We start from the raw sequence: 20422 nt of genomic DNA on the forward strand, positions 1-20422 counted from the left end.
CACATGGCGCCAGCGCCGGGCCCGTCATGGGGGCAACTTGCGGCCTATGCGGGACCGGCGCTGCCGCTGGCAGCGCTCACCCTGCCGCTCTACGTCATCCTGCCCAGCTACTATGCCGGTGCCATCGGCATGCCCTTGGCGCAGGTCGGTTTCATCCTGCTGATCGTGCGGCTCGCGGATGCGATCTCCGATCCTCTCGTGGGGCTTGCCGCTGACCGCTTCCACCCGCCGCTCGGCCGGCGGCGCGGCTGGCTGGCGCTCGCCGCCCTTCCCGCCGCGCTCGCGGCCTTCATGATCCTGACGCCGCCGGCCGACGCCGGCTGGGCCTATCTGCTGGGCTGGGGCCTTGCGCTCTCGCTCGGCTATACGGCGGCGATCATCCCCTACACCGCCTGGGGGGCGGAGCTTGCCGACGACTATCACGGCCGCAGCCGTGTCGCCGGCGCGCGCGAGGGGATGGTGCTGGTCGGCACACTGGTCGCGATCTCGGTGCCGGCGCTGGTGGAGGCGAGCGGGGCCGGCAGCCAGGGCGATGCGCTTGCCGTGCTGGCCTGGCTCGTCGCGCTGTCGCTTCCCCTTGCGGTCGTTGTGGCGATCCGCGCCCTGCCGGAGCCGGCGGAGGCGACCCGTGCCCTGCCCGGCCTGCGTCAGGGCCTTGCCCATCTGGCTGCCAACCGGCCCTTCGTGCGCCTGCTCATTGCCTTCGTCGTCAACGGCTTTGCCAATGGCTTGCCGGCCACCCTCTTCCTGTTCTTCGTGGCGCGGGTGCTGGAAGCCCCGCAGATGCAGGGGCCGTTCCTGTTCCTCTACTTCTTCTGCGGCATTGCCGGGGTGCCGCTGTGGATCGCCGTCTCGAGGCGGCTCGGCAAGCATCGCAGCTGGTCGTTCGCCATGCTGGGCGCTTGCGCGATCTTCGCCCTGGTGCCGCTGCTCGGCCCGGGCGACCTTCTCGGTTTCGCGGCGATCTGCGTCCTCACCGGCCTTGCCCTCGGCGCCGATCTCGCCCTCCCTTCCGCGATCCAGGCGGACGTGATCGATGTCGACCGCCTTGCGACCGGCAGCCGGCGATCCGGGCTTTATTTCGCGCTGTGGGGGCTTGCGACCAAACTGTCGCTGGCGCTTGCCGTGGGCCTTGCCTTTCCGCTGCTCGACCTTGCCGGCTTTGTCGCGGAAGGCACCGGAGACAGCGGTCTCGGCATGCTGGTCGCGCTCTATGCGCTCGTACCTGTCGCCCTCAAGCTCGTCGCCATCGCCTTGATGTGGAACTTCCCGCTCGATGCGGGCGCGCATGCGGATCTTGCCCGCTCCCTCGCCGCGCGGGAGGCCGTGCCAAACCCGCCGGCATGACCTGCCGGCGCGACGACCGCCGGCCCTACGCCTTGTCCGTCGGCTCTGCCGCCGGATCTCCCTTGCGCGACCAGCCGGTGCTGCGGGCGATCAGGGGGAAATACAGCCGGTAGGGCAGCATGCGCAGCAGCTTCAGCTGCCGGGTAAAGCGCTTGGGGAACGAGATCTCGAAGTCGGCCGGGTCCTCCAGCCCCTTGATCAGCTCGGCGACGGCCGCCTCCACGCTCATCAAGTGCGGCATGGGAAAGGGATTGTCCTTCGTCGCCGGCGTATCGACAAAGCCCGGCGAGATCACCTGCAGGCAGATGCCGAGCCGGTCGAGGTCGAACTTCATCGACTCCGCCAGATTGATCAGGCCCGCCTTGGTCGCCCCATAGGCCGCCGAGGTCGGCAACCCGCTATAGCCCGCCACCGAGGCGACGATGGCGATCTGGCCGCGTCGGCGCGGCTTCATCGCGTTCACCAGCGGCACCAGGGCGTTGGCCGTGCCCTTGAGATTGACGTCGAAGGAGGTGTGGAAGGCGGAAAGGTCCGGATCGGTCCCGTCGACCGGCAGGTAGACACCGGCGTTCAGCACCGCGAGCGCGATGCCGCCATGGCGCTCTTCCAGCTCCGCAACGATCTCGGCCATGCGGGCTGCATCCGTCACGTCGCCCGGCATCGGCAGAATGGCACCCGGCAGCGCGCGTGCGGCAAGGTCGTGCAGCGCATCGGCCGAGCGCGCCGTCACCGCCACGGTCCAGCCGTGCCGCTGCAGCTCGAGCGCCAGTTCCGCCCCGATGCCGGAGCTTGCGCCGGTCACCCAGGCCACGCCGTCCTGCGGAGCAACGGCCCCGATCGCTCTCGCGCTCATCGTCTGCCTCCATCCTGTTGTTCAGGGTTTACGGCAGGCGGACGCCGACGGATCGCCTCGAAGGTTCGGAAAGACAAAGGAGATTTTTCCGGCCGGATCCCGTCTGGGTCCGGCCGGGACGGGGTCGCCCGGATTTGCGGCGGCTCAGCCGCGCATGAACGGTGCGAACAGCCGGCCGATCGGGCCGGTCAGGCGCAGGCTGCCTTCCGTGACGGCGAAGCAGATGCAGTCCTCGTCGTCGTCGGCCACCGGGCGATGATCGATATCATCGTCCGCATAGGCGACATCGCCGCGGATGTAGTGTCCGTGGAGATCGGAGAACCCGCCTTCCAGCACCAGGGTAAGCTCGGTGCCGTGATGGGTGTGCGAGGGCATCGCCATGCCGGCGCGGATCCACAGCAGGCTGGCGCTGCAGCCGTCCATCTCCGCGACCTTGTACTCCTTCAGCCCCGGAATCTTGGTCCTCCAGGGGATCTCCGCCACATCCTTGCCGATGAAGTCGAAGAGCGGCTGCGGCAGCCTCGTTCTGGTGACCATCTGCGGCACCGAGATCGGCTCCTCGGCAGGGGATGCGAAAATCGCCGCCAGCATGGCGTCGCGGTTGTCGATCCCTACCGGCGCGATATCTTCCAGCATCGCTCCGCCTGCAGCCTCAAGATCGCGGACGAAACCGCGATTGACCGGCGACAGGTCGAGATGGCTCCGCACAAGCAGTCTTGCAGGTTCGGCCAGCGTGCCGGCCACATATCCGGCCAGCAGCGCGTCGAACTGTTCGCGTGATGCGTCCATTCCAATCCAATCCCTGTCGCGGCACCCCCAAGGCCGCGTCTCATCGCTCATACTCCACGAACGGCTCCGCGCCAATACATCCCGAATGACGGTGCGGTCGTGTCCGGAGATCCTTTGCCAGTGATACGACGCCAGTCCCGCAGCGGATCATCGCAAGCATACGATTCCAAGCTTACGTGGACTGTGATGATTTATCGACCAACTTTGTAGAACAGGGCCGAAAGGATTATCAACGAAGGCCAGACAAATGGCACGGGTTCGCTTGAAGGCCCGGCCCCCTCCGGCCTACCCTGCCGGCCCACTTGATACGCGGCCCGCTCCTTCTGCAGGGAGTGCCGCCCCCTGGAACGGACGGAACGAGCGATGGACATCAAGACCTCCGTGATCGACGCAATCGGCAACACGCCGCTGATCCGCCTGAACCGGGCTTCCGAGCTGACCGGCTGCGAGATCTACGGCAAGGCCGAGTTCATGAACCCCGGCCAGTCGGTCAAGGACCGTGCCGCCCTCTACATCGTCCGCGATGCGGAGGCGCGCGGCGCCCTGCGGCCCGGCGGCGTCATCGTCGAGGGCACGGCCGGCAACACCGGCATCGGCCTGGCACTGGTCGGCAATGCGCTCGGCTACCGCTCGGTGATCGTCATCCCCGAGACCCAGAGCCAGGAAAAGAAGGACATGCTGCGGCTCGCCGGTGCGGAGCTGGTCGAGGTGCCGGCGGTGCCCTACCGCAATCCCAACAACTACGTGAAGCTGTCCGGCCGCCTTGCCGAGCAGCTGGCCAAGACGGAATCCAGCGGCGCGATCTGGGCCAACCAGTTCGACAATGTCGCCAACCGGCAGGCCCATATCGAGACGACAGGGCCGGAGATCTGGCGCCAGACGGACGGCAAGGTCGACGGCTTCGTCTGCGCCGTTGGCTCGGGCGGCACGCTGGCCGGCGTCGGCATGGCGCTGAAGCAGTTCAATCCGAAGATCCGCATCGGCCTTGCCGATCCGATGGGCGCGGCGCTCTACAACTATTACGCCCATGGCGAGCTGAAGGCGGAAGGTTCCTCGATCACCGAGGGCATCGGCCAGGGCCGCATCACCGCCAATCTGGAGGATGCGCCGGTCGACATGCCGTTCCAGATCCCGGATGCGGAGGCGGTTCAGGTCGTCTTCGACCTGCTGGAGCACGAGGGCCTGTGCCTTGGCGGCTCCTCCGGCATCAATGTCGCTGGCGCCATCCGCATGGCGCGTGAGATGGGCCCCGGGCACACCATCGTCACCATCCTGTGCGACTACGGCAACCGCTACCAGTCGAAGCTGTTCAACCCGGACTTCCTGCGCTCCAAGGACCTGCCGGTCCCGGGCTGGCTGGAAAAGCCGAGCACCATCGCCGCCCCGTTCGAGCAGGTCGCCTGAGAAGGTGACCTGAGCGGGACGCTGCGGAAGGCGGCGCAAGGGGGCGGGAAGCGGATCATAAGGGGTAGGCCTGCCTTGTATTCGGGCAGGTTCCTGCCTACCGTCTTCCCCCGACCCTTTTCACCTCCGAGTTGAGATGATCCGCGACTTCGATCTCGCCGAGGCGCTCGTCGCCAACCTTCCGATCATCGCCGCGCTCACCTTCGCGCTCTACACGCTTGCCGCCGTGTGCGCCGTGCGCGAGGTGCTGCATTCGCGCACCTCGCAGGGCTCGATCGCGTGGCTCCTGTCGCTGCTGTTCCTGCCCTTCCCCACCGCCTTCCTCTACCTCGTCTTCGGCTGGAAGCGCTTCGAGGATTACGGCGAGGTCCGCACCTATGCCGGCCGCACCACCCGCGCCGCGCGCGCCGGCGAGTTGCGCCTTGCCGATGCCACCACCAGCACCAGCTGGCCGGTGCTCACCCGCATCGCCCAGGTGCCGTTCCTGGCCGGCAACTCGGTGGAGCTGCTGGTCGACGGGCCGGACACGTTCGAGTCCATCTTCGCCGGCATTGCCAAGGCCCGCCACGAGGTACTGGTCCAGTTCTTCATCATCCGCGACGACGGCCTCGGCCAGCGCCTTGCCGAGGTGCTGACCGAGCGTGCCAGGGCGGGCGTGCGGGTCCATGTCCTCTACGATGATGTCGGCTCCAAGAGCCTGCCGCGCAGCTACCGCCGCCGGCTGCGCGAGGCCGGCGTCCAGATCGCCGGCTTCAACCAGCGCCACAAGTGGCTGCGCTTCACCGGGCCGATGCGGCTCAACTACCGCAACCACCGCAAGATCGTCGTGGTCGACGGCGAGGCCGCCTGGGTCGGCGGGCACAATGTGGGCGATGAATATGTCGGCCTGTCGAAGGAATTCGGCCACTGGCGCGACACCCATGTGAAGGTGGTGGGCCCGGCGGCCATCGCCTGCGCCCTCTCCTTCTGCGAGGACTGGCACTGGGCCACCGGCACGCCGATCCGTCCCTATCTGCCGGTGCCGATCCCCCAGCCGGGCGACGAGCCGGTGCTGGTGATGCCGACGGGTCCTGCGGACCGCTTCGACGACTGCGCCATCGCCTTTTCCGAGGCCATCGCCAGGGCGCGCGAGCGGCTGTGGATCGTCAGTCCCTATTTCGTGCCGGAAGAGGCGATGCAGACCGCGCTGATGGCCGCGTCCATGCGCGGCGTCGACGTGCGCATCCTGCTCCCCGAAAAGGCCGACCACCGGCTGGTCTGGCTGGCGAGCTATGCCCATGCCGACGACATGGTCGACTACGGCATCAAGGTCTATCGCTACTCCTCCGGCTTCCTGCACCAGAAGGTGATCCTGGTCGACGACGCGCTCGCCGGCATCGGCACGGTGAACTTCGATTCCCGCTCCTTCCACATCAATTTCGAGGTGACGCTGTGGTTCACCCACGAGCGTTCCGTGAACAAGGTGGAGCGGATGCTGGAGCGCGATTTCGCCAATTCCCGCCCGACGACGCCGGAGGATCTGGAGGTGCGCTCCTTCGCCTTCCGCCTCATTGCCCAGGCCGCGCGGCTGTTCTCGCCGATCCTTTGACCGCGCCGCGCCTTACCGCCGCGGATGGTTGATTGCCGGTGCCGATCGGATAGGCTGGCGCTCCTGCCTGAATCACGGCTGACCGACCGGGGACTTCTCATGACGGAACTGCTTTTTCGAGACGATGCCTATCTGCGCAGCTGCGATGCGCGGGTGACCGCCATCACCGATCGCGGCGGCATCGTACTCGACCGGACCGTCTTCTATGCGACCGGCGGCGGCCAGCCCGGCGACAGCGGCCGCATCGAGCTTGCCGACGGCCGCCAGATCGCCATCGCCACCACCGTCTATGGCGAGGACCGCAGCCAGATCGTCCATGTTCCGGCCGAAGGGGAGACGCTCCCTGCCGTCGGCGACGAGATCGTGCTGCATCTCGACTGGGACCGCCGCTACCGCATGATGCGCGTGCACACCGCGCTGCACCTGCTCTCCGTCGTCCTGCCCTTCCCCGTCACCGGCGGCCAGATCGGCGAGGGCGAAGGCCGTCTCGACTTCGACCTGCCCGAGGGCAGCCCGGACAAGGACGAGGTCGCGGCGAAGGTCAACGAGATCGCCGCCGCCGACCATGCGGTCACCACCGACTGGATCACCGACGAAGAGCTGCTGGCCAAGCCCGAGATGGTCAAGACCATGAGCGTCAAGCCGCCGATGGGCAGCGGGCGCGTGCGGCTGGTCCGCATCGGCGATGTCGACCTGCAGCCCTGCGGCGGCACCCATGTCAGCCGCACCTCGGAGATCGGCCCGCTCGCCGTCACCAAGATCGAGAAGAAGGGCCGTCAGAACCGGCGCGTGCGCATCCAGCTCGTCGACTGACGCTCTCCCGTTCCATCGCTCAAGCGAGGCTTTCAAGAATGGCGCTTTCCCCGCTCGTCTCGACCCAGTGGCTGGCCGACAAGATGGCCTCGCCGGATGTCGTCGTCGTCAATGCCTGGCTGCCGCCGGTGGGCCAGCCGGACGTGCCGCCTGAATATCCGCAAGGCCATATTCCCGGCGCGGTGTTCTTCGACGTCAACGCGGTCGCCGACAAGACCAGCGACCTGCCGCACATGCTGCCGCCTGCGCATGTCTTCTCCTCGATGATGCGGAGCATGGGCATCGGCGACGGCCAAACCATCGTCGTCTATGACGGCGTCGGGCTCTATTCGGCCGCCCGCGTATGGTGGATGTTCCGCGCCATGGGCGTCAGCCAGGTCTTCGTGCTCGACGGCGGCCTGCCCAAGTGGAAGGCGGAAGGCCGCCCGATCGAGGATGGCGCGCCCGCCCCGCGCGGCGAGCGCCACTTCACCGCCCGGCTCAACAACGGTCTCGTCGCCGATCTCGACAAGGTGGCCAAGGCGCTGCAGGGCGGCCAGCAGGTCCTCGACGCGCGCTCGCGCGGTCGTTTCGCCGGCCGCGATCCGGAGCCACGCGCAGGGCTTCGCAGCGGCCACATGCCCGGCGCGCTGAACCTGCCCTTCACCGAGCTGATGGAAGACGGCCGCCTGAAGCCGGCCGAGGATCTTGCCGCCGCCTTCGACGCGGCCGGCATCGACCGCTCGCGCCCCGTCATCACCAGCTGCGGCTCCGGCGTTACCGCCGCGATCCTGTCGCTGGCGCTCGCCATCACCGGTCACGACCGCTCCGCCGTCTATGACGGGTCCTGGACGGAATGGGGCGGACGCGAGGACATGCCGCTCGCCACCGGCGACGACTGATCGCAGCTTTTCACCCGCAGGACGACGATTGCGCGATGCCGCCATGTCGGTTCGCAAACAGTCGGCCCTGCCCTCAGCCTTTAGGATTGGCTTTCCAAATCGAACGATAGACGGCGGCAGATGAAACGACCGCCCGGGGAGAGGACAGTTTGCCATGGCCAGTGACATCGAGATTGCCCGCGCAGCCAGTCTGAAGCCGATCACCGAGATCGGCGCCAGGCTCGACATTCCGGCGGACGCGCTGGAAAGCTACGGATCGACCAAGGCAAAGGTCCGCTCCGACTTCATCAAGGGTCTGTCCGGCCGGCCGGACGGCAAGCTGGTGCTGGTCACCGCCATCAACCCGACGCCCGCCGGCGAGGGCAAGACCACGACCACGGTGGGCCTCGGCGACGGGCTCAACCGCATCGGCAAGCGCGCGGCGATCTGCCTGCGCGAACCCTCGCTCGGCCCCTGCTTCGGCATGAAGGGGGGAGCTGCCGGCGGCGGCCACGCCCAGGTGGTGCCGATGGAGGACATCAACCTCCACTTCACCGGCGACTTCCACGCCATCACCTCCGCCCACAACCTGCTCTCGGCGCTGATCGACAACCACATCTACTGGGGCAACGCGCTGCAGATCGACACTCGGCGCGTTACCTGGCGGCGGGTGATGGACATGAACGACCGGGCGCTGCGCCAGATCGTCTCCTCGCTCGGCGGCGTCGCCAACGGCTTCCCGCGCGAGGCCGGCTTCGACATCACCGTCGCCTCCGAGATCATGGCGATCCTCTGCCTCGCCAGCGATCTCGCCGACCTGCAGAAGCGCCTCGGCGACATCATCGTCGGCTATCGCCGCGACCGCAGCGCGGTCACCGCGCGCGACCTGGAGGCGGACGGCGCCATGACCGTCCTGCTCAAGGAGGCGATGCAGCCGAACCTCGTGCAGACGCTGGAGAACAACCCGGCCTTCGTGCATGGCGGCCCCTTCGCCAACATCGCCCATGGCTGCAACTCGGTGATTGCCACCAGAACCGCGCTGAAACTCGCCGACTATGTGGTCACCGAGGCCGGCTTCGGCGCCGATCTCGGCGCGGAAAAGTTCTTCGACATCAAGTGCCGCAAGGCGGGCCTCAAGCCCGACGCGGCGGTCATCGTCGCGACCGTCCGGGCGCTGAAGATGAACGGCGGCGTCGGCCGCGAGGCGCTGGGTGAGGAGAATGTCGAGGCGCTTGTGCGCGGCTGCGTCAATCTCGGCCGCCACATCGAGAACGTGAAGAGCTTCGGCCTGCCGGTGGTCGTCGCCATCAACCACTTCGTCAGCGACACGGATGCGGAGGTTGCCGCGCTCCAGGCCTATGCCGCCGAGCAGGGCGTCGAGGCGGTGCTGTGCCGCCACTGGGCGGACGGCTCGAAGGGAACCGAGGCGCTCGCCCGCAAGGTGGTCGAGATGGTCGAGGGCGGGTCGTCCAACTTCGCGCCGATCTATCCCGATGACATGCCGCTCCTGGCGAAGATCGAGACCATCGCCCGCAAGATCTACCGCGCCGACGGCGTTGCCGCCGACAAGTCGGTCGTCGACCAGCTGGAGCGCTGGGAGGCGGACGGCTTCGGCCATCTGCCGGTCTGCATGGCCAAGACGCAGTATTCCTTCTCCGCCGACCCGACCTTGCGCGGTGCGCCGACCGGCCACATCGTGCCGGTGCGCGAGGTACGCCTTTCGGCCGGTGCCGGCTTCGTCGTGGCGATCTGCGGCGAGATCATGACCATGCCCGGCCTGCCGAAGGTCCCCTCCGCCAACCACATCCGCCTGGATGCGGACGGCCAGATCGAAGGCCTGTTCTAGGCGCCGCCCCGGCGGGGCGGCCGAGGGGTGATCGGGCAACGCCAACGGGGTGGGGCGAATGCGCGATCACAACTACTATGTCTACATCCTGGCCAGCGGCGTCGGCGGGACCCTCTACACGGGGGTTACCAACGACGTTGCACGCCGGGTTTCGGAGCATCGCGACAAGATCGCGCGCTCCTTCACCTCCCGCCACGACGTCACCCACCTTGTCTATTTCGAACATCATACCGATGTCAAAGCCGCCATTCGGCGCGAAAAGCAGATCAAGCGCTGGAAACGAGCCTGGAAGATAAGGCTCATCGAAGAACATAACCCCGACTGGCGCGACCTCTTTCACGGCCTTCCGTAGCCGACCATAAAGACAGGCAGGCAGCACCCCGCCCTCCGCCTGTCGTCCCGGTTTCGGCGCAGCCGAAGACCGGGACCCAGTAACCCCGGACGTTTCCGCTCAAGCCGTAAACACCGCGAAGAAGCCCCCGACCCTTTCGCGTCACCACGGCCGCCAGCGGATACTGGATGCCTGCCTTCGCAGGCATGACAGCGGAGAAGGTGGCCGCCTCAACGGCGGGCCGGCAGGCGCACGCGCCAGATCCGGTCGTCGTCGATCCGCTCGCCGAGCTGGAACGTGCAGCGCCCGACTTCCCTGAACCCGTAGCGGGTGTAGAAGCGTTTCGCCCGCTCGTTGTGATCGAAGACGGTCAGGTAGACCTCTCCCGTCCCCTCTGCGGCGGCGGTCTCCAGCGCCCATGTCATCAGCCGGTCGGCGACGCCCCTGCCCTGCCAGTCGCGCAGGACGTAGAGCTGCTGCAGCTCCAGCGCGCCCGGCTCGGCGTCGAGCGCTGGCGCGCGAAGCGGCCTCAGCTTGGCATAGCCGATCGGCTGCCCCGCGCTCACCGCCACCAGCCAGCGTATGTCAGGTGCCTCGAAGTCCTGCGACATGGCCCCGCCGGGCCGATAGACCTCGTCGCAATACACCTCGAATGCAGCCGTGTCGTAGCGCTCAGCGAACGTGTCGGTGAAGATCTGCCGTGCGACCGGCAGCAGGCGCTCGAGCAATCCAGGATACGGCTCGACGAATGCGACAGACATTGCAATTCCCTTCAAGTCTGCGGTCGGAAAGGCCCCCCTGCGGTCCCTTACCGGGATCGCAGGGACGCCTGCCGGAACGATGCGCTGCGCATCGCGAGGATGCAGAGCAGCGGGGCGAGCGCCACGGTCACAAACAGCCAGCGTGCCGCATTGGCCACATCCATACCACCGGATGGCGCGCCCGCGCCGGCCAGATTGACCGCAAGCCCGGCGATGGCCGCACCGAAGGCGGTGGCGCAGAGCTGCACCGTCATGATCGACGAGGCCGCGTTGTCCGCCTCCTCGGGCGGCGCCACCTGCAGGACCATCGCCGACAGATGCGGATAGGCGAGCCCGACGCCCGCCCCGCCGGCAATCAGCGCGGCACAGATCAGGGCGAGCCGCAGCCAGTCGCCCGCCGGACCGGAGACAGGACCGGCTACAGGCAGAACGAGCGCCAGGGCGATCATCGCGGCGAGCGACAGGACCGGCCCGGCCCGCACCGCAAGGGTGCGGCGCGCGCCCTGAAACCCGGAGGCGAAGATCGCGGCAGCCGTCCAGCCCGCCGACATCACCGCCGCGATATAGCCGGCCTCCAGCGGCGAGCGGCCATGCAGCTCCTGCAGGAACAGCGGCAGGAAGATCTCCGTACAGGTGACGGTCATGGCCAGTAGCGCCGAGGTCGCATAGAGGCTCCCGAGCGCGCCGGGCAGCCTGAATGTCTCTGCCGGCAGCAGCTTTCTCGCCGATCTGCGCTCCACCACGACGAACAGCACCACCAGCACCAGGGCGGCCAGCATTCCCGTGACGGTCGACACGATAGTCTCGCCGATCCCACCCCACGAGGCGGCGAAGACGGCAATCGTCAGCAGCGCGAGCTGGACGAGAGGCAACGGCTCGGCGCCCTTTTCGTCCGCCGCACGCCGCGGCAGGACCAGAAACGCGGCACAAGCGATCAGGGCTGCGAAGGGGACCAGGATGAGAAAGGCCCCGCGCCACAGGTCGAGTTCGGCGAAGATGCCGCCCACCGCCGGCCCGAGCAGGGTGGCAATGCCCCACATGCTGGACAGCAGCGCCAGCGCGCGCGGCCAGAGCGGCTCGGGATAGACCCGCCGGACCATCGCATAGGCCAGCGCCAGCAGGATGCCGCCGCCCAGGCCCTGCACGAAGCGGCCGGCGAGCATCGCCGGCATCGATCCGGCCGCGGCGCAGGCCAGCGTCCCGACGATGAAGACCGCCGCCGCCACGACATAGCCGCCGCGCGGGCCGGTCTGCGCCAAAACCGGAGAGGACAGCGCCGCACCGAGGATCGAGGCGATCACGAACAGCGTCGTGTTCCAGGCATAGAAATCCAGCCCGCCGATCTCGCGCACCACGGTCGGCAGGATCGTCGTCGAAATGTAGAGATTGACGGCATGCAGGGCGACGCCGCCGCTCAGGGCGAGCGAGCGGACAAGATTGCCACCGGACAGCAAGTCCGCCCAGCCGGGCGAGGCTGTGACGACACGCGCATCGGTCATTGGATCGTCCTTTCGGCATCGCCGAGGCGCGCCAGCTTGTCCGGATTGCGCATGATGTAGATGCCGGTCAGGCGCCCCTCGGCATCGCAGGCAAGGCTCACCGACGCGACGATCTCCGGCCCGTCGAGGACCAGCGCCCCGCGCGCGCCGTTGATGTCGATGTGCCGCCACTCGTAGCGGGACCAGTATTCGCCGAGCGTTCCGCCGACGAAGGCCAGCACGTCGGCCTTGCCCGAAAGCGGCTGCAGCAGGGCCTGTACCTTGCCGCCGCCGTCCGTCTTCAGCTCGATGTCTTCGCGCATCAAACTGGCGAGCTGCGCCGTGCTTCCGGTCATGATGGCAGCCTGGAAGGCGGCAAGCAGCGCGTCCTGGCGGGCTTTCGGCACGGCGGCGCCGGGCTCTTCCCGGCCGATGCGGCTGCGCGCGCGGGACACCAGCTTGCGACAGGCCGCCTCGCTCACGTTCAGCGCGACCGCCACGTCCTCGTAGGGCTGGTCGAAGATCTCGCGCAGGAGATAGGCGGCCCGTTCCTTCGGGGCGAGCCGTTCCAGCACCAGCATGAAGGCGAGCGAGAGCGTCGACGACAGGTCTGCCGCCTCTTCCGGGCCATCTTCGGTCATCGTCTGGATCGGCTCCGGCAGCCACGCACCCACATAGTCCACCCGCGCGCGGCGGGCGGACCTCAGCATGTCGATGCACCGGCGCGTGCAGGCGGCGGTGAGCCAGCCGGCAGGGTTGGAGATGGTCGCGCGCTCGCTTGTCTGCCATTTCAGGTAGGTGTCCTGAACCGCATCCTCGGCTTCGGCGCGCGAGCCGAGGATGCGATAGGCCAGACCTGTCAGGAACGGTCGCCGTTCTTCGAACAAGGCTGTGTCGGAGGGCTGCATGTCAGTGCGTCGAGACCTGGATGCGGTTCCAAAGGTTGATCATCGCGACCGTCGCGGTCAATGCGCTGATCTCCGTGTCGCTGAAGTGCTCGCGCAGCTGGGCACGCAACACACCGTAGTCGGTCTTGCGGTCGAGCTGGGTCAGCGCCTCGGTCCAGGCGAGCGCGGCGCGCTCCTTGGCGGTGAAGTCGCCGACATGCTCCCACACGGTCAGTCGGTCCAGCCGCTCGTTGGTCTCGCCGTCGTCGCGCGCTTCCTTGGTATGCATCTTGACGCAATAGGCGCAGGCGTTGAGCTGCGAGGCCCGCAGCTGCACCAGATGGTGCAGCATCCGGTCGAGGCCGTGCACATCGATGGCCCCGTGGACATTCTCCAGCGCCCCGAAGACATCGGGAACGTTCTTGTAGTGATTTACCGGCTTGGTCGTCATCGTAAGCTCCATTGGCTTGGGCATACCCGCTTGACGATTGAGCCGGCCGGTTTGTGACGTGCCCGCCGGAAAATCTCCGGCAAGGCGTGCCCATGCGCTGCTAGCGGGCGGTGACGACGCTCAGGGCGAGCGCCGTCAGCACCGACGCCATCGCCCAGCGCTGCACCCGCATCCAGCCCGGACGGGTGGCAAACCAGCGCGCCACCCAGCCGGCGGCGAGCACGATTGCCGCGTTCACCGCAAAGCTCACCATGATCTGCACGCTCCCCAGCAGCACGCTCTGGGCCAGCAGGTTGCCCTTCTCCAGGTCGAGGAACTGCGGCAGCAGCGACATGTAGAGCAGCGCGATCTTCGGATTGAGCAGATTGGTGACGAAGCCCATGGTGAACAGGCGCAGCGGCGGATCGACGGGAAGGTCGGTGCGCGGCTGGAAGACCGAGCCCGCACCGGGCTTGACCGCGCGCCAGGCGAGATACAGCAGGTAGGCAGCGCCGGCGAACTGGATCGCCTTGAAGGCGAAGGGCACCGCCAGCACGATGGCCGTCACGCCGAAGGCCGCGCACAGCATGTAGAAGACGAAGCCCGCGATCACGCCGAACAGCGAGATGAAGCCCGCGACGCTGCCCTGCAGGATCGAGCGGCTGATCAGGTAGATCATGTTGGGTCCGGGGGTGATCACCATCCCGAACGAGACGAGAGCGAACGCTGCAAGATTGGTGCTCGTGGCCACGATATGCCTCCGGCCTGTTGCGAAGGCAGCCTCGTTCATTCACAATCTCGGTGCAATTTCAACATTGCACTCGGAGCAATATAGATGCACGGCTTCAGGGAAATCGCCGACGCGCTCAGCGCCCAGATCATGTCGGGCGAGCTGAAGCCGGGAGAGCGGCTGCCGCCGCAACGCGAATTCGCCTATCGGCGCGGCATTGCGGCATCGACCGCGGCACGCGTCTATTCCGAGCTTGCACGGCGCGGGCTGGTGACCGGCGAGACCGGCCGCGGCACCTTCGTCCGCCTGCCGACCTCGCGACAGGCCCCTGCGCTCACCGAGCCGGCAACGGCCGCGATAGACCTGGAGCTCAACTTCCCCATCGTCGACGAGCAAGCGGCGATGACGGGACGCGCCGTTGCCGCCTTGCTGCAGGGCAGCGCGATGGAGGACGTGTCGCGGCCGATCGGGGCGACGGGCACGCCGGCGGCGCGCGCCATCGTTGCCGATCATCTGCGCCGGGTCGCCTGGCGGGCGGATCCGGAGGCCATCGTCTTCGCCGGCAACGGCCGGCAGGCCATCGCCGCAACCCTCTCCGCCCTCGCACCACCGGGCAGCCGCTTCGGGGTGGAGGCGCTGACCTACCCGGTCTTCAAGGGGCTGGCCGCCCGCCTCGGGATCATCCTGGTGCCGATTGCCTGCGACAGGCAGGGCATGCTGCCGGATGCGATCCTGCGCACGCACGCGGCCGCCCCGCTCAGCGGCCTCTATGTGCAGCCGAGCCTGCAGAACCCGGTTGGCACGACGATGGATGCGGCACGCCGCCGGGAGATCGCGGCGGTTCTCGAGACCACGCGCCTCGTCGCCATCGAGGACGGCATCTACGGTTTTCTGACCGACGAAGAACCGCTCGCCCATTACGCGCCGGCGCATGCCGTGCTGGTCGACAGTCTCTCCAAGCGGATTGCCCCCGGCACCACCGCGGGCTTCATCGCAGCCCCGCTTCACATGCGCGGGCAGATCATCTCGAGCGTGCGCAGCGGCTGCTGGGGGCCGTCGGGCTTTCCCCTCGCCCTCGGCCTGCAGATGATGTCCGATGGCAGCGCACACCGGATCGGCGAGCTGAAGCGCGAGGACGCCATGTCCCGCAACACCCTCGCCCGCCGGCATCTCGGCAACCTGAGGATCGACGGCGATCCGCGCGCCTATCACGTCTGGGCCACCCTGCCCGACCATTGGCGCGCGGACACATTCGCGATGTTCGCGGCCCGGCGGGGCATCGCCGTCGTTCCCGGCAGCGCCTTCGCCGTCTCGCCGGGCCATGCGCCAAACGCCGTTCGCCTCGCCCTCGCCTCGCCGCCCCTGGGCGTTCTGGCCGACAGTCTCGACGTGCTGAACGCCCTTGCCGCGTCCTCGCCGGACCAGGTCGAGTGACCGGCTTCGGCGCCCCTTGGGGCCGGAGCCTCAGGGCTGCCAGCCGCCGCTGCCATAGGGCCGCGTGATCACCTCGAGCAGGTGCCCGTTGAGATCGTCGAAATAGAGCCCGCGCCCGCCGTCGTGCCGGTTCAGTCCCGGCTTGGTTCTGGCCGGGTCCGCCCAGTACGGCAGGCCGGCCGTTTCGATCCGCGCCAGGATCGCGTCGAAGCTCGCCTCGTCCACCAGAAAGGCGTAGTGCCGCGCGGCGACGTCTCCCGCCTGTTCCCCCTTCTGTTCCATGTAGTCGAGGTTGACGCCGTTGTCGGTGGTGACCACCCAGAACGGCCCCCATTCCCTCGGTTCCGGCAGCGACAGGATCTTTGCCAGGAACAGGGCCGAGGCCTTTGCGTCCTTCGCCGGCAGGATCGTGTGGTCGAGGTTGATGCTCATCGGGAGCCTCCCTTTCTTTCGGAATTCGGCACCGCGAGCCGATGCGCATAGGCGACCACCACGGCTGTTCCCATCAGGGCCGCGCCGGCAACGATGACCGCCGCCGAACTCCAGCCGAACCGCTCGATGGCGCTGCCGACGGCAACGGGGCCGAGGATCTGTCCCAGATTGTTGCCCTGAACGATCAGGCCGATCACCACGGGCACCAGGGCGGCCGAGGAGGCGACGATCGGAGCGGACGACAGGATGGTTGCCGGGATCAGGCCGCCGACGGCCGAGAACAGCACGCACAGGAGAAACGTCGCAGTTGCCGGCAGCAGGGGCAGGAAGATGCCGAGGCTTGCCGCTCCCATGACCAGGCAGGCCCCGATCAGCAGCGCCGGCCGGCTGACGCCCCGCGACAGCATCACGCCCGCCGCCAGGTTGCCGATCACGTTGACGGCGGAGGCCAGCGCGCCGAGCAGCCCGGCGGTGCGGTGGGACACGCCCATCTGCTCCATCAGCAGCACCGGCAGGAAGCTGAACAGCGCGAAGAACATCAGGCTGTAGAGCGCGAGGGAGACGGCGAGCCCGACCGCCCCGGCATTGCCGAAGACCGCCGCCGTCTCGTCCCGCAGGTGCCGCCATGACCAGGCGTGGCGCTCGCGGGAGACCGGCACAACGAGCGGCACCAGCAGGCAGAGCGCCAGGGCCAGCCCGCCGCTCGCCCACCACATCGCGCGCCAGTCGTCGAACATCGGCCCGACCAGCATCGCCGCCGCCAAGCCGAGCGGCATGAAACAGCTCCACAGCGCGAAGGCGAGATCCCGGTCGCCGGGCCGGGAGACGCGCCCGAGCAGCGACGGTGCGGCGACGATGATCAGCAGGAACCCCGCACCTTCGACGATCCGCGAGACCATGAGCATCGCAAGACCTGCGGACAGCGCCCCGGCTGCCGCGCCCGCCGCCGTGACCAGCAGCCCTGCGACCAGGACCCGGCGCGCGCCGAGACTGCCGACCAGCGCCCCGGTCGGGATGCCCCCGACCAGCCCGATCAGGGCGAAGACGCCGGTCAGCCAGCCCAGCGCCGCAAGGCTTATGCCGAGATCGCCTTCCAGCAAGGGCGCTGCGATGGGCGCCTTGCCCACCTGCAGCGCCGCGACGATCCCGGCCCCGACGATCAGGCCGACGGCCGCCCATCTGGTGACGGACGGCTCCGGCCTTGCTGCGGCGGTCGTCACGCCGCCCTGCCCTGCCGCCCGGCGGCAAGAGCCAGTGCGATCTCCGCGACATGCCGTCCCTGGAAGCGCGCGCCGTCGAGTTCGTTTTCGCTCGGGTCGCGATGCCCGCCGTTGCCGTCATCCGCCAGCGTCGAGGCGCCATAGGGCGAGCCGCCGGTGATCTCGTCCATCCGCATCTGCCCCTTGAAGCTGTAGGGCAGGCCCACGATGATCATTCCGAGGTGGAACAGCACTGTCTGGGTGGACTGGATGGTCGTCTCCTGCCCCCCGTGCTGACTGCCGGTCGAGGTGAAGACGCTGCCGACCTTGCCGACCAGCTTGTCCTCGAACCAGAGACCGCCGGTCTGGTCGAGGAAGTTCTTCATCTGCGAGGCCATGTTGCCGAACCGCGTCGGCGTTCCAACGATGATCGCATCGTAGTCGGCCAGCTCCGCGACGGTGGCGACCGGCGCCCCCTGGTCGACCTTGTAGCCGGACTTCTCGGCGACCGCCTCGGGCACCAGCTCGGGCACCCGGCGAATGGCGACGGACGCGCCGGCCTGGCGGACGCCGTCGGCCACCGCTTCGGCCATCGTCTCGATGTGACCGTAGGAGGAGTAGTAGAGCACGAGAACCTTGGCCATCGTTTCAACCTCACGTCTGATTGCGAATGAGGTCGAAGTTGCCCCCAAATCTCGAACGGTTTAAGTGATATAAAATCTATCAACCCGATCATCTGGATTGATCATGCTCGATGCCCTGACCCTCGACCAGATGCGCACCTTCGTGACGATCGCCGAAAGCGGCAGCTTCCGTGCCGCCGCCAGAAAGCTCTCGCGCGTGCAGTCGGGGGTGAGCGTTGCCATCGCCAACCTCGAGGCCCAGCTCGGCGTCGAGCTGTTCGACCGTTCGGGGCACCGACCCGTCCTGACGGCCCAGGGCCGGGCGCTGCTCGGCAATGCGCGGGACATCATCGTGCGCGTCGATGCCTTGCGGGCGAAGGCGCGCGGCTATGCGGACGGGGTGGAAACCGAGCTCGCGGTCGCGGTCGACACGCTTTATCCGCTGCAGCAGGTCGGCCGGGCGATCTCGCGGATGCGCCAGGACTTCCCGTCCGTGTCCGTGCGGGTGCGGGTCGAGCCTCTCGGCGGCCCGCTCGACGCGCTGAGGCAGAAACGCTGCGCCCTGTCCGTCATGGTCGGCGAGGATTTCCGCGATCCCCGCATCCGCTTCGACGCGCTCTCGTCCATCACCCAGGTTGCCGTCGTCGCCGCGACGCATCCGCTCGCGGACGGAGAGCCCGGCCGCCCCCTGGAGGTGCTGGATCTTGCCGACCATCTCCAGATCGTGCTGTCGGACCCTTCCGCCATTTCGGAAGGGCGCGACTTCGGCGTGCTCTCGCCGCAGACCTGCCGGGTCAACACCCAGGACGCCAAGCACAGCCTGATCCTCGGCGGCGCGGGATGGGGGCGCCTGCCGTTCTGGCTGGTGGAGCGGGACATCGAGCAGGGCCGGCTGGCGCGGCTCAACATCGGCGCGCTGGGGCGCGGCGGCGAAACCGCGTCGGAGGCCTATGTCGCCCACCGGCTGGACGAGGCGATGGGCCCGGCGGCCCGCCGCCTTGCCGATCTTCTCATCGAACTGGACACCGGCAGCGCCTGAGGCCGGCACCGGGCACAGGCCGGGGCCGCCTGCCCCGGCCTTGCGGCCCGCCTGCCGTCACTCTGCGATCAGTCGCTCGAACACCGGCGCCGGGTCGTCGACCTCAATCAGCCGTCTGCCCGAAATCACCCAGACCCGCGTCGCCACCGAGCTGACGAAGGTCCGGTCGTGGCTGACCAGAAGGCAGGCGGCGCCGTGCTCGATCAGTTCGCCCTCCAGCATGGTCTGTCCGTCGATGTCGAGATGATTGGTCGGCTCGTCCAGCAGATAGAAATTCGGCCGCGACAAGCGCAGGAGCAGCATGGCGAGCCGCGCCCGCTGGCCGCCCGAAAGCCGGGCAAGGGGCGCGTTCTGCGCGTCGATGTCGATCCCGGCCCCGGCAAGCTGCGCCCGCGCCTGGTGGTCGGTCAGCTTGTCGCTCCGCTTGACCGCATCCCAGGGCGTTGCAAACGCAGTGAGCTGGGACAGTGCCTGATCGCTGTAGCCGAGCTTCAGGCTCGCCGCTCCCCGGATGTCCGGGTCCTCGCCCGCCAGGGCCGACCGCACCCTGTCGACCATGCGCGTCTTGCCGGTGCCGTTGGCGCCGAGCAGCGCGATCCGGTCGCCATTGCCGATCCACAGCTTTCCCGTGCGGAACAGCAGCCGGCCGTCCGGCGCCGTGATCGCGGTATCGCCGATCGCCACCAGCGCCTTGGCATGGGTTCCGCTGTTGGTCAGCCGGATCGCCCCCGACGTCCCCTCGTGATGCGCCGGGCGCGCGCTTTCCTCCAGCTTGTCGGCCCGCTCGGACAGCTGCTTCGTCTTGACGACCAGCAGGTCGGAGCCGGAGTTGATGCCGATGTTCTTGAGCTTGGCCGCCTGCTGGCGCAGCGCCTTGACCTTGCGCATGTCGTTCCTGAACTGCCTGTCGCGCGCCGCATCGCGCTCCTCCAGGGCCTCCAGGGCGCGGGAATAGGGCAAGGAGAAATCCTCGCTCTCGGCCGGTCGCAGAAACAGCGTGCGGGTGCTCGTATCGTCCAGGAAGGCGCGATCATGGCTCGCCGCGATCACTGCGCAATCGCGCGGCAGGCTGGCAAGAAACCGCTCCAGCGTACCGATCCGCCCGATGTCGAGATGGTTCGTCGGCTCGTCCAGCAGCAGCAGGTCGGGCTCGATCACCGCGGCCCTGGCGAGCAGCATGGTGCGCTGCCAGCCGCCGGACAGCTCGCCGACGGCGCGCCCGCGCAGCTCCTCCGGAACGCTGAGATCATCGAGCAGGATATCGACCCGCCAGCTCTCGGTTTCCGCGACCTCCGCGGCAAGCGCATCGCGCACCGCGTCGTAGAAGCTCAGCGGCAGCAGGTGCTCCGGCGGATCCTGCGGCGCCAGGGCGGCGACCAGTCCGCGGGCACGGACAACGGTTCCCGAGGTCGCGTCCTCCTCGCCAGCCAGAATGCGCAGGAGCGAGGACTTGCCGCGCCCGTTCGCGGCGACAAGGCCGAGGCGGTCGCCCTTGGAAATGGAGAGATCGAGCCCGGCAAAAAGGGTCTCGCTGCGGGTCAGGGAAAGGTCTTTGGCAGAGATAAGGGACATGGCAGT

20 protein-coding genes are annotated in these 20422 nt (G+C 68.1%); 9 read left to right on the top strand and 11 right to left on the bottom strand.

The features are described from left to right. Positions 1–3: 3 nt before the first annotated feature. Positions 4–1347, top strand: a complete 1344-nt coding sequence (locus ACVJ6E_RS01190) for an MFS transporter (RefSeq protein WP_120270820.1) — start codon at positions 4–6, stop codon at positions 1345–1347. A gap of 25 nt (positions 1348–1372) precedes the next feature. Here the strand turns inward: ACVJ6E_RS01190 and ACVJ6E_RS01195 are convergent, their stop codons facing one another. Together ACVJ6E_RS01195 and ACVJ6E_RS01200 are read right to left on the bottom strand one after the other, a co-directional pair. Continuing rightward, positions 1373–2200 carry an SDR family NAD(P)-dependent oxidoreductase gene (locus ACVJ6E_RS01195; protein WP_120270819.1) on the bottom strand — a complete coding sequence of 276 codons (828 nt, stop codon included), beginning with the start codon at positions 2198–2200 and terminating at the stop codon, positions 1373–1375. A 144-nt stretch (positions 2201–2344) separates the two neighbouring features. Further along, the gene (locus ACVJ6E_RS01200; RefSeq protein ID WP_120270818.1) at positions 2345–2989 is read right to left on the bottom strand and encodes a ChrR family anti-sigma-E factor; all 645 of its coding nucleotides are present in this window, start codon (positions 2987–2989) and stop codon (positions 2345–2347) included. Positions 2990–3352: 363 nt separating this feature from the next. Between ACVJ6E_RS01200 and ACVJ6E_RS01205 the strand changes: the two genes are divergently transcribed. From ACVJ6E_RS01205 to ACVJ6E_RS01230, 6 genes are all read left to right on the top strand, one after another. Continuing rightward, positions 3353–4393, top strand: coding sequence for a cysteine synthase A (locus tag ACVJ6E_RS01205; RefSeq protein ID WP_120270817.1), 1041 nt, complete (start codon positions 3353–3355; stop codon positions 4391–4393). Between the two features lie 136 nt (positions 4394–4529). Next, a complete protein-coding gene (cls, locus tag ACVJ6E_RS01210) occupies positions 4530–5981 on the top strand; it encodes a cardiolipin synthase (RefSeq protein WP_120270816.1) in 1452 nt (483 codons plus the stop codon). A gap of 99 nt (positions 5982–6080) precedes the next feature. Next, positions 6081–6794, top strand: a complete 714-nt coding sequence (locus tag ACVJ6E_RS01215) for an alanyl-tRNA editing protein (RefSeq protein WP_120270815.1) — start codon at positions 6081–6083, stop codon at positions 6792–6794. Positions 6795–6832: 38 nt separating this feature from the next. After that, complete coding sequence (gene sseA, locus ACVJ6E_RS01220) at positions 6833–7675, top strand: 3-mercaptopyruvate sulfurtransferase (RefSeq protein WP_120270814.1); 843 nt, start codon at positions 6833–6835, stop codon at positions 7673–7675. 154 nt (positions 7676–7829) lie between these two features. Continuing rightward, positions 7830–9500, top strand: a complete 1671-nt coding sequence (locus ACVJ6E_RS01225) for a formate--tetrahydrofolate ligase (RefSeq protein ID WP_120270813.1) — start codon at positions 7830–7832, stop codon at positions 9498–9500. 58 nt (positions 9501–9558) lie between these two features. Next, positions 9559–9852 (top strand): GIY-YIG nuclease family protein, encoded by a 294-nt coding sequence (locus ACVJ6E_RS01230; RefSeq protein WP_120270812.1) that lies wholly within the window; start codon positions 9559–9561, stop codon positions 9850–9852. A gap of 209 nt (positions 9853–10061) precedes the next feature. On the opposite strand, the gene ACVJ6E_RS01235 is transcribed toward ACVJ6E_RS01230, so the two are convergent. The 5 genes from ACVJ6E_RS01235 to ACVJ6E_RS01255 all read right to left on the bottom strand — a co-directional run bounded on the left by ACVJ6E_RS01235 (position 10062) and on the right by ACVJ6E_RS01255 (position 14138). Further along, positions 10062–10592, bottom strand: a complete 531-nt coding sequence (locus ACVJ6E_RS01235; RefSeq protein WP_120270811.1) for a GNAT family N-acetyltransferase — start codon at positions 10590–10592, stop codon at positions 10062–10064. A gap of 47 nt (positions 10593–10639) precedes the next feature. Further along, entirely contained in the window at positions 10640–12091 is a 1452-nt protein-coding gene (locus ACVJ6E_RS01240) for an MFS transporter (RefSeq protein WP_120270810.1), read from the bottom strand. Further along, positions 12088–12957, bottom strand: a complete 870-nt coding sequence (sigJ, locus tag ACVJ6E_RS01245; protein WP_120270907.1) for an RNA polymerase sigma factor SigJ — start codon at positions 12955–12957, stop codon at positions 12088–12090. The genes ACVJ6E_RS01240 and sigJ overlap by 4 nt, the downstream gene beginning before the upstream one ends. 22 nt (positions 12958–12979) lie before the next feature. Further along, on the bottom strand, positions 12980–13408 hold the full coding sequence (locus ACVJ6E_RS01250; RefSeq protein ID WP_199681563.1) for a carboxymuconolactone decarboxylase family protein: 429 nt from the start codon (positions 13406–13408) through the stop codon (positions 12980–12982). Between the two features lie 100 nt (positions 13409–13508). Then, positions 13509–14138, bottom strand: a complete 630-nt coding sequence (locus tag ACVJ6E_RS01255; protein WP_120270906.1) for a LysE family translocator — start codon at positions 14136–14138, stop codon at positions 13509–13511. 84 nt (positions 14139–14222) lie between these two features. On the opposite strand from ACVJ6E_RS01255, the gene ACVJ6E_RS01260 reads away from it, so the two are divergent. Next, a complete protein-coding gene (locus ACVJ6E_RS01260) occupies positions 14223–15551 on the top strand; it encodes an aminotransferase-like domain-containing protein (RefSeq protein WP_120270808.1) in 1329 nt (442 codons plus the stop codon). A 30-nt stretch (positions 15552–15581) separates the two neighbouring features. On the opposite strand, the gene ACVJ6E_RS01265 is transcribed toward ACVJ6E_RS01260, so the two are convergent. Genes ACVJ6E_RS01265 through wrbA form a run of 3 tightly spaced genes read right to left on the bottom strand, consistent with a single transcriptional unit; the run spans position 15582 to position 17826 of the window. Then, positions 15582–15983 (bottom strand): VOC family protein, encoded by a 402-nt coding sequence (locus ACVJ6E_RS01265; RefSeq protein ID WP_120270807.1) that lies wholly within the window; start codon positions 15981–15983, stop codon positions 15582–15584. Next, the gene (locus tag ACVJ6E_RS01270; RefSeq protein ID WP_120270806.1) at positions 15980–17203 is read right to left on the bottom strand and encodes an MFS transporter; all 1224 of its coding nucleotides are present in this window, start codon (positions 17201–17203) and stop codon (positions 15980–15982) included. Before ACVJ6E_RS01270 ends, ACVJ6E_RS01265 begins: the two co-directional genes overlap by 4 nt. Beyond that, a complete protein-coding gene (gene wrbA / locus ACVJ6E_RS01275; RefSeq protein ID WP_067340278.1) occupies positions 17200–17826 on the bottom strand; it encodes an NAD(P)H:quinone oxidoreductase in 627 nt (208 codons plus the stop codon). The genes ACVJ6E_RS01270 and wrbA overlap by 4 nt, the downstream gene beginning before the upstream one ends. Positions 17827–17929: 103 nt before the next feature. On the opposite strand from wrbA, the gene ACVJ6E_RS01280 reads away from it, so the two are divergent. Next, positions 17930–18844, top strand: a complete 915-nt coding sequence (locus ACVJ6E_RS01280; protein ID WP_120270805.1) for a LysR family transcriptional regulator — start codon at positions 17930–17932, stop codon at positions 18842–18844. Positions 18845–18901: 57 nt separating this feature from the next. On the opposite strand, the gene ACVJ6E_RS01285 is transcribed toward ACVJ6E_RS01280, so the two are convergent. Next, the gene (locus tag ACVJ6E_RS01285) at positions 18902–20416 is read right to left on the bottom strand and encodes an ABC-F family ATP-binding cassette domain-containing protein (protein ID WP_120270804.1); all 1515 of its coding nucleotides are present in this window, start codon (positions 20414–20416) and stop codon (positions 18902–18904) included. Positions 20417–20422: the final 6 nt, after the last annotated feature.

It is taken from the genome of Stappia sp. G46H5W, from assembly GCF_058448995.1.

Excerpts from the sequence above, each read along its gene's own strand:
- ACVJ6E_RS01190 (WP_120270820.1), top strand. The coding sequence starts at position 4 with ATGGCGCCAGCGCCGGGCCCGTCATGGGGGCAACTTGCGGCCTATGCG.
- ACVJ6E_RS01195 (WP_120270819.1), bottom strand. The coding sequence starts at position 2,200 with ATGAGCGCGAGAGCGATCGGGGCCGTTGCTCCGCAGGACGGCGTGGCC.
- ACVJ6E_RS01200 (WP_120270818.1), bottom strand. The coding sequence starts at position 2,989 with ATGGACGCATCACGCGAACAGTTCGACGCGCTGCTGGCCGGATATGTG.
- ACVJ6E_RS01205 (WP_120270817.1), top strand. The coding sequence starts at position 3,353 with ATGGACATCAAGACCTCCGTGATCGACGCAATCGGCAACACGCCGCTG.
- cls (WP_120270816.1), top strand. The coding sequence starts at position 4,530 with ATGATCCGCGACTTCGATCTCGCCGAGGCGCTCGTCGCCAACCTTCCG.
- ACVJ6E_RS01215 (WP_120270815.1), top strand. The coding sequence starts at position 6,081 with ATGACGGAACTGCTTTTTCGAGACGATGCCTATCTGCGCAGCTGCGAT.
- sseA (WP_120270814.1), top strand. The coding sequence starts at position 6,833 with ATGGCGCTTTCCCCGCTCGTCTCGACCCAGTGGCTGGCCGACAAGATG.
- ACVJ6E_RS01225 (WP_120270813.1), top strand. The coding sequence starts at position 7,830 with ATGGCCAGTGACATCGAGATTGCCCGCGCAGCCAGTCTGAAGCCGATC.
- ACVJ6E_RS01230 (WP_120270812.1), top strand. The coding sequence starts at position 9,559 with ATGCGCGATCACAACTACTATGTCTACATCCTGGCCAGCGGCGTCGGC.
- ACVJ6E_RS01235 (WP_120270811.1), bottom strand. The coding sequence starts at position 10,592 with ATGTCTGTCGCATTCGTCGAGCCGTATCCTGGATTGCTCGAGCGCCTG.
- ACVJ6E_RS01240 (WP_120270810.1), bottom strand. The coding sequence starts at position 12,091 with ATGACCGATGCGCGTGTCGTCACAGCCTCGCCCGGCTGGGCGGACTTG.
- ACVJ6E_RS01250 (WP_199681563.1), bottom strand. The coding sequence starts at position 13,408 with ATGACGACCAAGCCGGTAAATCACTACAAGAACGTTCCCGATGTCTTC.
- ACVJ6E_RS01260 (WP_120270808.1), top strand. The coding sequence starts at position 14,223 with ATGCACGGCTTCAGGGAAATCGCCGACGCGCTCAGCGCCCAGATCATG.
- ACVJ6E_RS01265 (WP_120270807.1), bottom strand. The coding sequence starts at position 15,983 with ATGAGCATCAACCTCGACCACACGATCCTGCCGGCGAAGGACGCAAAG.
- wrbA (WP_067340278.1), bottom strand. The coding sequence starts at position 17,826 with ATGGCCAAGGTTCTCGTGCTCTACTACTCCTCCTACGGTCACATCGAG.
- ACVJ6E_RS01280 (WP_120270805.1), top strand. The coding sequence starts at position 17,930 with ATGCTCGATGCCCTGACCCTCGACCAGATGCGCACCTTCGTGACGATC.
- ACVJ6E_RS01285 (WP_120270804.1), bottom strand. The coding sequence starts at position 20,416 with ATGTCCCTTATCTCTGCCAAAGACCTTTCCCTGACCCGCAGCGAGACC.